This is a genomic window from Clostridium sp. N3C (assembly GCF_900095445.1).
GTDB lineage: Bacteria > Bacillota > Clostridia > Clostridiales > Clostridiaceae > Clostridium_AU.
Map to the genome: position 1 here is coordinate 1 of NZ_FMJL01000034.1, position 13123 is coordinate 13123.

The window sequence follows — 13123 nt, forward strand, 5'->3', positions numbered from 1 at the left end:
ATAAAAGGTAAGGGGGAAAATCATGTCTAGGCATAGAAGAAGTAGATCAAGTAGACAGGAAAGATATGAGCAGGAAAGTCCACAAGTAAGTAATCATGCTCAAGGGGGATTTAACCTAGCAAATTTAGCAGGAATAATAAATAGTATAGATATAAATCAATTAGCTCAATCCATAAATGAAGCGGGAGATTTAATTGAGGAACAAGAAGAGAGAGGAATACGTACTGCTCCCAATGCGGATATAATAATGGCTTTGAGAACCTTAATTAATGCAGATAAAGCCATGCTATTGCAAACATTTATACAGCTTTTAGCGTCCAGTAGAAATCAAAAAAAATGATGAAAGAAGCAGGGTGGTTTCAACCATTCTGTTTTCTTTTAGTGTCAAAATTACTATAAAGGAATAATATATACTATAAAACTAAAGTTAAAAGATTATCATGAAAGGAAGTGATATACACTATGGCAGGAACGGCAAAAGATATTGTGGTTAAGGATTGCAAAGGTTCTCGTGTAGATGTGGGCAATGGATTATTAAACAATAACCTTTTGCTAATAATAATAGCTATAGTTCTAATATGCTGCTTATGTGGGGGCGACGATGATTTTTTTGACTCTTTAATCGGTGGTGGTGGAAAAAGAAGAAGAAGGAGAAATGGAAATGGACTTCTTTTATTATTACTGCCACTCCTATTATTAAGAGGTATCGGTGGCAATCAAGCCCCAAATACTAATACAAATATTATAAATGTAGATACTCTTGGAGTTGAAGAAGGAGGCTTATTAGATCTATAGTAAAAGTTAAGGGTACTGAGTTTAAGGGTAGTATGGGGTTATATGGATTTTTTTTAATATTGTGTAGCTAGTTGTGCCAGTGACCATAAGTTTTTAGTTGCTAGGGAGGATTTTTTTACTCCCTAGATATAGTGTATGTTGCTTCCAGAGCATTTATCATACAAATTGATGGAGGTGGCAACGTGGGAAAAAAAAGAAAAGTAATTGATGTAGATGTATACGAAGAAGATAATGAGAGTTCATTACATTCCGGTAGCTTTAATGAATATAAGGTAAGAGATGGAGATCACAGTAGTAGCAGAGAAGGGGAAAGGTTTAGTAAGAGGAAAAGTAGAAAAAATGATGATGATATAGAAAAAAATGATTCTCAAAACTTTAATTTTAATGGAATAGATTTTAGTCAAATAGCATCAATGCTTGGAAATGTAGATTTAAATCAATTAGGTTCTTTATTGGGGGCTTTTGGGAACTCAAATCAAGGAGGACAAGGAATTCTAGAAAGTTTAGGATCCTTAACAGGAGATGAATCTAGCCAAGGTTTATTAAATAACTTAGGTAATTTATTAGGGTCTGGAGGCTTGCAGGGCATATTGGGAAACTTAGGCAACTTAGGCAGCTTGGCTGGAATACTAAACAATTTTACTTCTTCTGCTAGAGAAGATGGAGATTATAAAGATGTTCCTATTAAAGGGGACAGGGGAGTTGAAATACTTTGGGCCTTACGGCCATTAGTTACACCGGAAAGAGCAGAATTAATAGAGATGGTAGTACAATTATATGCTATAGGTAAAATTATAAAAGGTACCTTTTATTGATTATAGATGAATAGTGGAGCTATATAGCTCTATATTTTTATCTATAATATATGAAAGAAGTAAAGTGATTAACTAAGGAAAAAGAGCAGATGCAATATGTAGCATTTGCTCTTCTTTTCTTTTAAAATATGTACTAATCCTCTAGTGTTTCATAGTGATTTTCTTTTTTTACTACGGAACAGTTTCCATTTATAATGCCGCCTTCTTTAACAGATAGTGTTTCAATAGTTATGTCGCCAACTATTTTTCCTGAACCTTCTACAGATAAGCTGCCGTTACAAACTACATTACCATGAATCTTACCTGCTACTATTGCATTTTTACATGTGAGATTACCGTTTATAGTTGATAATACTCCTAGTATTACATCGTCATCCCAGGTAATATTACCTTCAATAGAGCCATCAATCTTAAGTAATCCTTTACCGCTTAAATCACCAACTACTTTGCACTGTTCTCCTATAAGACTGTCTATCCTGGTCATATTTTTGCTCTCCTTAACCGAAAACATAAATTACCCCCTTAGAATAAATGGAAAATAATTCATACATTAATAAAAAATGTAATTAGTTATATTGTATAACTTTAAATATATAATTTCAATCAAATAATAAAATTTAATAGAAAGTGTATATTTTTTTTAAAACGGGAAAAGATATTAAATGTAAAACGGAGAGTTAATCTCCAATAGCTGAAGATGAAAGGCAAACCTTTCATTTGATGCTAAACCCCCCATCCCCCTTGGGACCGTAAAACGGTCCCCTTTGTTTTTTTATTAAAAAATTATTTCTTTTCTTCTATAGATGCAATTTTAAAGGGGTTATTTGCTTCTGTTGTTTTTCTTAAATATAAAATTATAGATTTTCTTTCACTATTGCTACTAGCGGATATAGGTGAAGCTTTAAAGTTAATAATCCATTTATATTCTGAGGCTATACCATTAGAATTAAATTTAGTATCTACAAAATAAGCATCTGTAAATTTATAAATTTTATTTTCTACAGCCATTTTACTAATTATGTTCAAATCCTTTACACTGATATTAGGAGAGAATACATTATTAGGTTTGTAAGCTTCACCGCCAGGAAGTGAATGAATATAATTAATAAATCCGGACACTGCTTCTTTTCCTGGTAGGTCATCACTAGCAGTAATCTTTTCAACATTGCCATTTAAATGCATATAATAAGCAAGGCTTATAGAGTTATTATTATAGTTTCCAGAAACTATTTTTGGTGTTCTGTTACTTTTACTGTCTATAACACCGATTATATTATTAGATGAGCAGAAACTATCGATGAATTCGGAGCCATTCCAATAGAATATATGTTGAATGCATTGCCCTTTTTCCATAGATTGGACAAAAATTTCGGGAATTTTGTCTCTATTTACATCTATAAGATTAATTTTCATTGGAAAATAGGGATAATATTGTCCCATAGTAGCTAATTTATCATCAGGAACTAGTGTATAACTTTTATTATCAGAGCTAATCTGAAGATAGTATTTATCATTTTCATTATTAATATATAAGATCTCTTCCTTACCATCTCCATTTAAATCTGATTTTATTATAGTTTTTTCATCTACTATAGCAAATACATCGGTTTTTTTATCATAGTTCAAGAATAATATAAGGAATAATAGGGATAACACTGCTAAAATGAAATAAAAAATATGTACTTTTTTTAGAAATAATACCCTTAGCTTCATTAAAAACACCTCCATTAAATTATATGATTGGTTTATATATTTAATTAATTTACATAAACTAAAAATGAAAAGTTGTGTTTAATGGAGGTGAGAACGTTGAAAGGTAAGGTTTTTAAGGCTGCAATATGCATAATTTCCATAATTGCTTTTATTGTTAATATTACTGGATGTAGGAAGAAAACAAAAGCTTCTGAGGAAAAACAAAAAATTAATATATATATAGATATTAAAGATAAGGATAATTTAGAGATTGTTAGATCAATTTTGGATGAATACAATAAAGCAAATCAAGATACAGAACTGGTTCTAAATAATTTATTAGTTGATAATAAACTGGAAGAGGATCTTATACAGGGAAAAATTGATTTATTAATTATCTCTAGAGAAAAAATGATTAATTTAAGTCAAAAAGGCCTATTAAGTGATATGGCTCCAGTACGCAGTAATAATAAATTAGATGAAAAGTATTATAATATAATTTCAAGCTATGGAAGGATTGGAGATAAGCATTTTGGATTAGGCTTAATATCTAGTTCTATTGAAATAATATATAATCCCGAGGGCTTAAAGAAAGCAAATCTTGAAGAACCTAGGGATGGTAAAGAGCTACTAGAAACAATAAAAAAGCTCAATGCTGCTGGAACTAAGATACCTGTAAAGTTACCAGAAGAAATAGAGATTAAACAGTTACCAGCAGCATTTATTTTTACTAATGTAGCAGATATGGAGAAGATTCAGCAGGCTTATGGTTCTAGCAAGGAAGGTTATTTAAAGTTACAGTTACAGCCTGTATTTCAAATCCTTGATAAATATGTTAAAGAAGGATATGTAAATGAAGATACCTTTGAGGTAGCTACTGATAGCACTATAGATCGCTTAATTAATGGAGATATACCGATAATGATAGCAGATTCATCTATTGCCAAAAGTATTAAGGATTCAAAGCTTGAAATTGTTAAAGAATTTAATATGTCAGATAGAAAAATTAAAAGTCCTGTAATATGTAGCGGGCTCTTGTGTATACCTGCCAATACAAAGAATGAAGAAGCGGTCAATGATATAATAGGATTCATGTATGAAGAAAAGATGCAAGAAAAATTAGCGGATATGGGGTATATTACAGGCAGTAAGGATATTAATGAGAAAAAAATCACTTCATCACCTAATAAGGATATTGCTAAGCATATGGAAGAGGCAGATGCAGACAGCATATTTTATTTGCAAAACTTTCCTGAACAGTTTAAGCCTAATTTAGAGTCTGCAGTAATAAATATTTTGGAAGGTAAATATACGGGAAAGGAATGGGATGAAATTATAAATAAATCTACAAAATAAAAAGGGACTGTTAAAAAGCAGTCCTTTTTATTAGCCACTTTATTCATTTTTATCTTGCTCTTTACAATCGCTACATAATCCATAAAAATATACTTGATTTGATAAAATTTCAAAGTTTGTATGACTAGCGATTTTAGAATTTAAATCTTCAAAGCATATGCCTTCAATATCTTCAACCTTACCGCAGGATAAACATTGTACATGAGAATGAGGACAAACCTTTGCGTCGTATCTAAAATTGCCTTCTCCAAGATTGATTTCTTGTATTAATTTTACTTCTACAAGAGTTTTTAAGGATTTATAAACTGTAGCAAGGCTCATAGTAGGATACGAAGGCTGGAGTGCCTTGTAAATTACCTCAGCGGAAGGATGTTCACAGGTAGATTTTAAGTACTTATAAACAGCAATACGTTGAGGAGTTAATTTTAAGTTCTTTTCCCTAAAAATGTTAGTAATGTTGTCCATATTCACCATCCCTATTATAAAGTAGTAAAATAATTATATATCCAAAATCAATATTTGTCAAAAATAATTACTATTAAATAATATATGTTGTTTAATTATTAAAATGGTTTATAGTAAAGGTCTTGCTAAAAAGCTAATAATACTTTTATTGCTATAAGCATTGATGATATAATAATATATAAGCAAATGATAGAGTATAGCTGTGGAGGCAATTATGAAGTTATGGAAAAAGTTTTTTGTATTTATAATAGTAGCGGTAGTGCTTCAACTAAGTTTTTTAGTTTTTTTAAATAATTATAAATTAAAGTCTTTACAGGCTTTTAGCTCAGAAGATATAAAATTACAGACAAAAGAAGATAGTGTTCCTAAAGTTCTTGTACCTGATAGCGTAGATGAAATTAAAAGTTCCTATAATGGGGAATTTAGTGCTTACTATAATAATTATAGTTTATTTGTAATAAATGCACAAATGGGAATAAGAAAAAAATTAGAATTTGGCAGTAACAATGTGATTAATATTTATAAGTGGCATCCTAATAAAAACAAAATAGTAGTGGCGCAGCAAAGCCAGGCGGAGGGAGGAAGTAGTTTAAAATTAATAGCCTACGATGCAGATTTGGAAATTAGAGAAGATATTAAAGACTTAAGTTGGCTTGGTAACAATATATTAATAGAAGACTTGGATTTTATTGGAGATAGTGATTTGGTGGTAAATATAGCTTATGCTGATAATAAGAATGAGCTATATTTAGTAGGGGATGAAGTTAATAAACTTGCCACAGTAACTAATAGTATTGGATATATTAAGTATACAGGTCAGGATGATAAGGTATTATATGAAGATAAAAAAAGTGGTAAGTATTATGTTACTGGTAGTAAAAAAGAAATAAGTTTAGATAATTTAAAAGGAAAGGTTATTAATATAGATAAGTATGGAAATATTTATATAGCAGAGGGAGAAGGTAGATCTATCAGTTACATATATTATAGAAATCTTTTTGATGAAAAAAGTAGCTGGAAACCTATAGAAGTAGGAATGTTCAATAGCATTGATAATATCTATGTGAACAGCCAAGGGAAGATATATATAGATAATCCTCAGTCAAAGGAGTTCATTAACCTAATGGAAAAAAGATCTTTAAAGTATAAAGGGAAGCTAGTGGGTGTTTATAATGAAGGAATATTTGTAATTAATGATAATTACCTTATCAAAAAGGAATTTAAAGACTTAAAAAATAGTGAGGAGAAATGATAAATAATGGATTTATTACGAAGTAAAGTGTTGAATATACTATTAGTTTTACCGGCCTTATTAATAGGCTTTACTATTCATGAATTTGCTCATGCTTATATGGCTGATAAATTAGGGGACAAAACTCCAAGATTCCAAGGAAGGCTTACATTTAATCCTTTAGCTCACATCGATCCTTTGGGATTTATTATGATTCTTATTGCAGGTTTTGGGTGGGCAAAACCAGTACAAACTAATCCTTATGCATATAAAAATTACTATAAGGATGATTTAAAAGTGTCTATAGCAGGACCTATTTCAAATCTTATTGTGGCAGTAATTTTTACTCCTATTTTATTACTATATGAAAAGTATGCATTAATTAATATTTCTAATGTGAAATTAGCTGTAGTTATCTATTATATGATGCAATTTATAATTAAATATAATATTATGCTATGTATATTTAACTTAATACCTATACCTTCTTTAGATGGATTTCATATCCTTGAGGATTTATTTCCTTCTAGATTTACTAAATATAAGTATAAAATTCAACAATATCAAATACTAATTTTGATTTTATTTTTAGTAACTCCACTATTTGATTATATAGTTGGAATACCTTCAAATTTGATTTATAAACTACTAAGAAATATTGGAAAACTGATAATATAAGATATTTTATATAGAGGATGGTTTATATTGAAAATTGTAAGTATAGAAGGATTAAGAAAAAAGTTTAAGCAAGTAACCGCTGTAAATAATCTCAGCTTATCTATATATGAAGGTGAGATATATGGATTGCTAGGACCCAATGGTGCTGGGAAGAGCACTACCATAAATATTATTAGTGGATTGTTAGAGAAGGACGGCGGTAGTGTTCGAATCTTTGACAAGGATATTGATAAAGACTTTTCTAATATAAAAAGAAATATTGGGATAGTACCTCAAGACTTGGCAATCTATGAAGATTTAACAGCTTTCGAAAATGTTAGTTTTTTTGCTAGCCTCTATGGTTTGAAGGGAAGAAAATTAAAGGAAGCTGTTGTTCAAGCCTTAGATTTTGTAGGTTTAACACAAAAAGCTAAGGAATTTCCTAAAAGGTATTCGGGAGGAATGAAGAGAAGGTTGAATATAGCCTGCGCTATAGCTCATAGACCACGACTTATAATTATGGACGAACCTACTGTAGGCATAGATCCTCAATCAAGAAATCACATATTGCAGTCAGTAAAGCAGTTAAATTCAATGGGATGTACAATAATTTATACCAGTCATTATATGGATGAAGTTGAGGAAATATGTAGCCGAATAGGAATTATAGATCATGGTAAGCTTATAGCAGAAGGAAGAAAGGAAGAGCTAACATCCACAATTACAGAGGTAAGTAACTTCTTGATAACTGTTTCCTCTACAAGAGAGATTAATCAAGATGAAATGAAAGCTATTCCAGGAGTTATTGCAACTAGTATAAAGGGTAATAATATTGGAATTAGTTCATGGAAAAAGCAAAATAACTTAAATAATATATTGGATTATTTAATGAAAAGAAATATAAAAATTAATAATATTCAAAGCAAGGTTCCTGACTTAGAAACTGTATTTTTAAATTTAACTGGCAGGAACTTAAGAGATTAAATTAGATGGAGGATGAAGTATGAGACTAAGAAAAAAATGGTGGGCAAGACCAGAAATGGAGCAAAGTCCATGTGTAATTATAGAACCTAAGCAGTTTAAAGGTAAGTGGCAAGAAGTATTCAATAACTCTAATCCAATTCATTTAGAATTAGGTTGTGGGAGAGGACGTTTCATTTCTACAAAGGCAGATGAAAATAGAGACATAAATTATATTGGAATAGATCTAAAGGATGAAGTTTTAGTATATGCTGTTAGAAAAGTTGTAGAGAAAGAGTTGGATAATGTAAAAATAATTCCTATGAACATAAATTGGATAGGAGATGTTTTTGATAAGGATGAAATATCAAAAATATACATTAATTTTTGCAATCCCTGGCCTAAGTTAAGGCACAATAAAAGAAGATTAACTCATAGTAATTTTTTACGAATTTATAAGAGCTTTCTGAAGCCTTCTTCAGAAATTTGGTTTAAAACCGATGACCAAGGTTTATTTTCCGATTCTATAGTTTATTTTGAAGAAAGTGGTTTTGAAATAAAGTATATAACCTATGATTTACACAATAGCGGTTTTGAGCAGAATATAGTAACGGAATATGAAGAAAAGTTTACATCTTTAGGGATGAAAACAATGTTTTTAATAGCAAAACTTAAATAAGATAGTTTAACTTTTACTAATATAAAAAGGTGTCTATGAATAAGTGAAAAGTAAAATCACTATCCATAGACACCTTTTTATTTTACATAAACTTAGTTTACTAAATTTTAAGCAGGATTGTTAATTTTTAAGAACTATTACAATTACCTTAAATAAGTAGATCCATCAAGAGGTATAAGTACTTGTAAAGGTGGATTACCATTTAGCTTACCTACCGCATAGATAGTATAAATTTTATCCCCTTGAAGATTGATTCGAGGAACTATCAATATGCGCTTATTATTAGAAGTGGTTATGGCTTCGATACCATAATTACCGGGAGCTAGCTGGATGTATTCAGTAACCTCTTTATAGCTTACATTAGAGAAAAGCTTTTTACCATCTGGAAGAATGATGTTAAGCTCCGGTGTTCCAGGAGCTAAATGGGCGAATCGGACCATAGAGTATCTTGCTGTAGGACCAGGTAATGGTTCAGAAATAGGTTGTATTCCAACGTTTTCTGGGTCTCCTATGGCAGCTATGGTATAAATAGAGCCAGGAACTAATTGAAGTTTAGTATCTATTAAGGGGCCACTTGTTTTTCCAGTAGGATATACTCTTACAGTATATATACCACTAGGAACTGAAAAATAGTTTGTAAAGTTTAAGTATCTTAAATTTCTAGCTACAACTTTACCGTTTATATGGACATCTACAGGGCCAGTTCCAGGGGAAGCATGTAATAGTCTATAATGGGATTTTGGAAAGGATGTAGGGCTTTTACGCATATGATTTTCATAAGGACAGTAAAACAAGGCATTCACTCCTTTGAATTTTAAAAATGCAATTTGAAACCTACATTAACATAGTATGTAAAAAGCAAAAATTGTTGACTGATAACAATTAAATAAATTTATTAATATAGGTAAATGAAGTATCACATTATAGCCACAACTTAATAAAATGATTAAGAGGTGGAGTGTAATGAGTTCTGCACATTTAAATGAAAAATATAGAAAACTTATAGTAGGATTAAATAAGGAAGTACCTGTTAGAAAAGGAAAGTTAAAATATATTAACTTTGATAATGCTGCTACTACACCTCCTTTTGTTTCTGTTATTGATTCCATTGTTAAATTCTCTCCCTGGTATTCTTCCATTCATAGAGGTGCTGGATATAAATCTCAAGTGTCATCTAAAGTATATGAAGAAGCTAGATATAAAGTTTTAAAATTTCTTGGAGCAGAAGAGAAAAATAATACAGTTATATTTGTAAAGAATGCTACGGAAGGATTAAATAAATTATCCTATAGATTAATTGAAGATAGTAATTGGGTGGTTCTTTCTACTTGGATGGAGCATCATTCTAATGATTTGCCTTGGCGTGACAAATGTAAGGTAGACTATGTAGAAATTGATGAACAGGGTAGATTATGCCTATGGGATTTGGAACAGAAGCTAAGGAGATATAGGGGTAGAGTTAAGTATGTAACGGTAACAGGGGCTTCTAATGTTACAGGATACGTCAATGATATCCATAAAATAGCCTATTTAGCTCATATGTATGGAGCTAAGATAATAGTGGATGCTGCTCAATTAATTCCTCATGCGCCTATTAATATGAAACCAGACCATTGTGCTGAACACATAGACTTTGTGGTATTTTCAGCTCATAAAATGTATGCACCCTTTGGTATTGGAGCTATTGTTGGACCGAAGAAATTTTTTGAAAAAGGGACTCCAGAATATAAGGGCGGCGGCACGGTAAAGGTAGTGACACGTTATAGCGTTGATTGGGATGACCCTCCTTTTAAGGAGGAGGCAGGCAGCCCTAACATTATTGGAGTGGTAGCTCTAGTAGCAGCCATTGAAGAACTAACTAAAATAGGAATGGACAAGATTCAAAAAAATGAAAAGGAATTAATGAATTATGCAGTAAATAGGTTAAAGAAATTACCCTTTATTCACTTGTTTGGTTGTTATCATGGATGCGTAGAGAGAGTTGGAATAATTCCTTTTATTGTTGAAGGTATACCTCATAGTGAGATAGCAAAAGTACTTTCTGAAGAAAGTGCTATTGGAGTGAGAAGTGGTTGCTTCTGTGCACAGCCCTATGTACAGAGATTATTAAAATTGACTCCAAGCGAAATAGAGCATTATAGATATTTACCAGATCATAAAAAACCAGGTATGGTGAGAGTAAGCTTTGGTTTGTATAACACTAAAAATGAAGTGGACAGATTGGTTTATGAGCTAAAGCGGATGATAAGACATTACTAAAAATATGAAAAGGCTTTTATTCAGCATAGCTAGAGAAAAGCCTTTTTTCAGTTTATTAATCTTAAGTAGTTACTTTTTTATTTTGTAATAATTAGGTATAGAATCTTCCTTATTAGGACCATGAAGCAGAGGCTCAATATAATTTTCAGCTTCTGGTAAAACAAAGTTATGTTCTTTATTAATCCAGTCTACAGGGAAGTATTTTGTTTTGTTACAAACCTCAGATGCCTTTATAAGGAACATTTCACTGCTATAAGGGTCATTTGAAGTTCTCTTTATTCCAACCATGTAACCACTATGGCCTTCATTAGCATAGTTTAAAGCAGCCTTTCCAGCTTCTGCTGCTTCCTCTATATCAACATTAGAAGCTATATGCATACCGCAACGTTGCATAACACCTAATTCAAGGGTTTTTACTCTGGAAGTTATACCAGCATTAACAATTAAGGATTTTAGATATCCAGCTACACCACCTAACTGTGCATGAGCAAAGTTATCATGGTCACCTAAAGGTTGAATTTCTGAAATATATTTTCCTTCTGAGTTTTTAATACCTTCTGAAACTACAATATAAACATGATTTTTTTCTTTGAAAACTCTTTCTGTATCCTTAAGGAACTTTTCTTCATCAAAGGGTACCTCAGGAAGATATATAAAATCTGCTACAGGTTTACCATTTAATTTAGCAAGGGCGGCGCTAGCTGCTAGCCAACCGGTGTCTCTGCCCATAGTTTCTAATATAAAGATACCATTGTTAATGTACACTGTAGAATCTAAGTATGTTTCTAAAGTTGTTGTTGCAATAAGTCTTGCTGCGCTACCGTAACCAGGGCAGTGGTCTGTAATGGGTAGATCATTATCAATAGTTTTTGGAATACCAATAATTCTCTTATTTATAGAATTATCTTTTGCATATTGGCTTAATTTGTTTACTGTATCCATAGAGTCGTTTCCGCCTACATAAAAGAAGGTATCTATCTGATGCTTGTCCAATATCTCAAAGAGTTTTTTGTATTCATCAGTAGATACTGTAGGATCCTTAAGCTTATATCTGCATGAACCTAATCCTGAAGAAGGTGTGTATTTAAATCTAATTATATCTTCTTCAGTCATAAGAGAAAGATTTACAAAGTTTTCGTTTAATATACCCTCAATTCCGTTTATGCCACCAAATACTTCGTCATAATATCCCTTGAGTTTATTTTCAATTAAAAGACCGGCTACACTAGCATTAATTACTGCAGTAGGACCGCCGGATTGTGCAATAATACATCGTTTCATACTTTTTTTACCTCCGAGAGTAATACTTTATAACACACTAAATATTATACATAAAAAAATCAAAATGTATAGTATAAGGATAAAAAAAAAGGCTTTTGTATATCACATTTAATTAAATGTGTTGTTCTAATTTTTTGAGAAAAGAAAGTCAAAAGGAGAATTCTTAAAAAATAGCTAATTGCATATAAATTTATTATGAAAAAAATTGAGGCTATAAGTAATGAACTTAAATTTAAGCTCTTTTGAAAGGTTGTGTTATCGTTGGATTTGTGGAGTTTGCTTATAATTGCTTTGGCTTTATCCTTAGATGCCTTTGGTGTAGCATTGAGCATTGGATTAAATCCAGAAATAAAATATAAAAGTAAATTAATTTTTACCGGTTCTTTTGGTTTTTTTCAGTTTCTTTTTGCCTTTATAGGAAGTATAGCTGGATATTATTTTGTTAATTATATAAGTAGTCTGCCAGAAGTGATTGGGGGAGTTATAATTGCTCTTGTAGGTGTAATTATGATTAATGATGGAATGGAGCATAAGGAGCAATGTATTTTATTTTCTCCCAAAATGTACATAATATTAGGAGCTTCCGTAAGCATAGATGCTTTAGTGGTAGGTTTTACTGCTTTAGGTATAGTAGAGAGCTTTTCTTTAATTTTAATATATACTATAGTGATTGGAGTAGTTACTTCAACAATGTCTTTTCTTGCCTTTATTATTGCAAAACACTTAAAGAAAATATCCATAGTAGCAAGGTATGCCGATTATATAGGGGGAATTATGCTAATATTCTTAGGAATAAAAATGATGTTTTTTAGGTAAAAAGGCTGTTAGTACAGTCTATTACCTACTTTTTGCTTTTTGGGTTAAGTTTTTATAATAGTGAAAAAGCCTTACTTTAGCTACTGGAATAAGAGAATAGCTTTTTATAGATATTTT

Annotated in this window: 14 protein-coding genes and 1 pseudogene; 10 read left to right on the forward strand and 5 right to left on the reverse strand. The window is 31.1% G+C overall.

Going from position 1 to position 13123, the window contains the following annotated elements; genetic code table 11:
- Positions 1-22: 22 nt before the first annotated feature.
- The 3 genes from N3C_RS09785 (at position 23) to N3C_RS09795 (ending at position 1610) form a co-directional block, all read left to right on the forward strand.
- On the forward strand, positions 23-340 hold the full coding sequence (locus tag N3C_RS09785) for a hypothetical protein (RefSeq protein ID WP_074365853.1): 318 nt from the start codon (positions 23-25) through the stop codon (positions 338-340).
- Positions 341-462: 122 nt separating this feature from the next.
- The gene (locus N3C_RS09790; protein ID WP_074365854.1) at positions 463-795 is read left to right on the forward strand and encodes a hypothetical protein; all 333 of its coding nucleotides are present in this window, start codon (positions 463-465) and stop codon (positions 793-795) included.
- Positions 796-977: 182 nt separating this feature from the next.
- Positions 978-1610, forward strand: coding sequence for a hypothetical protein (locus N3C_RS09795; protein ID WP_143312652.1), 633 nt, complete (start codon positions 978-980; stop codon positions 1608-1610).
- 133 nt (positions 1611-1743) lie between these two features.
- On the opposite strand, the gene N3C_RS09800 is transcribed toward N3C_RS09795, so the two are convergent.
- Positions 1744-2121 carry a bactofilin family protein gene (locus N3C_RS09800; RefSeq protein WP_074365856.1) on the reverse strand — a complete coding sequence of 126 codons (378 nt, stop codon included), beginning with the start codon at positions 2119-2121 and terminating at the stop codon, positions 1744-1746.
- A 272-nt stretch (positions 2122-2393) separates the two neighbouring features.
- Positions 2394-3323, reverse strand: a complete 930-nt coding sequence (locus N3C_RS09805) for an FG-GAP repeat domain-containing protein (RefSeq protein WP_074365857.1) — start codon at positions 3321-3323, stop codon at positions 2394-2396.
- Between the two features lie 96 nt (positions 3324-3419).
- Between N3C_RS09805 and N3C_RS09810 the strand changes: the two genes are divergently transcribed.
- Complete coding sequence (locus N3C_RS09810) at positions 3420-4658, forward strand: ABC transporter substrate-binding protein (RefSeq protein WP_074365858.1); 1239 nt, start codon at positions 3420-3422, stop codon at positions 4656-4658.
- Positions 4659-4697: 39 nt separating this feature from the next.
- Here N3C_RS09810 and N3C_RS09815 read toward each other — a convergent pair whose 3' ends face one another.
- Positions 4698-5123, reverse strand: coding sequence for a transcriptional regulator PerR (locus tag N3C_RS09815; RefSeq protein ID WP_074365859.1), 426 nt, complete (start codon positions 5121-5123; stop codon positions 4698-4700).
- 214 nt (positions 5124-5337) lie between these two features.
- Between N3C_RS09815 and N3C_RS09820 the strand changes: the two genes are divergently transcribed.
- The 4 genes and pseudogenes from N3C_RS09820 to trmB all read left to right on the forward strand — a co-directional run bounded on the left by N3C_RS09820 (position 5338) and on the right by trmB (position 8650).
- Complete coding sequence (locus N3C_RS09820; protein WP_074365860.1) at positions 5338-6375, forward strand: hypothetical protein; 1038 nt, start codon at positions 5338-5340, stop codon at positions 6373-6375.
- 6 nt (positions 6376-6381) lie between these two features.
- Positions 6382-7032, forward strand: coding sequence for a site-2 protease family protein (locus N3C_RS09825; RefSeq protein WP_074365861.1), 651 nt, complete (start codon positions 6382-6384; stop codon positions 7030-7032).
- A 93-nt stretch (positions 7033-7125) separates the two neighbouring features.
- Positions 7126-7995 (forward strand): annotated as a pseudogene (locus tag N3C_RS09830) (ABC transporter ATP-binding protein); the annotation flags it as partial.
- Between the two features lie 19 nt (positions 7996-8014).
- Entirely contained in the window at positions 8015-8650 is a 636-nt protein-coding gene (gene trmB, locus N3C_RS09835; RefSeq protein ID WP_074365863.1) for a tRNA (guanosine(46)-N7)-methyltransferase TrmB, read from the forward strand.
- Between the two features lie 143 nt (positions 8651-8793).
- Here the strand turns inward: trmB and N3C_RS09840 are convergent, their stop codons facing one another.
- Positions 8794-9417 (reverse strand): DUF4397 domain-containing protein, encoded by a 624-nt coding sequence (locus tag N3C_RS09840; RefSeq protein WP_074365885.1) that lies wholly within the window; start codon positions 9415-9417, stop codon positions 8794-8796.
- Positions 9418-9613: 196 nt separating this feature from the next.
- Between N3C_RS09840 and N3C_RS09845 the strand changes: the two genes are divergently transcribed.
- The gene (locus N3C_RS09845; protein WP_074365864.1) at positions 9614-10909 is read left to right on the forward strand and encodes an aminotransferase class V-fold PLP-dependent enzyme; all 1296 of its coding nucleotides are present in this window, start codon (positions 9614-9616) and stop codon (positions 10907-10909) included.
- A gap of 69 nt (positions 10910-10978) precedes the next feature.
- Here the strand turns inward: N3C_RS09845 and N3C_RS09850 are convergent, their stop codons facing one another.
- Positions 10979-12190, reverse strand: coding sequence for a 6-phosphofructokinase (locus tag N3C_RS09850; RefSeq protein ID WP_074365865.1), 1212 nt, complete (start codon positions 12188-12190; stop codon positions 10979-10981).
- A 261-nt stretch (positions 12191-12451) separates the two neighbouring features.
- On the opposite strand from N3C_RS09850, the gene N3C_RS09855 reads away from it, so the two are divergent.
- Positions 12452-13006: a manganese efflux pump gene (locus N3C_RS09855; protein ID WP_074365866.1), complete on the forward strand. Its 555-nt coding sequence runs from the start codon at positions 12452-12454 to the stop codon at positions 13004-13006.
- Positions 13007-13123: the final 117 nt, after the last annotated feature.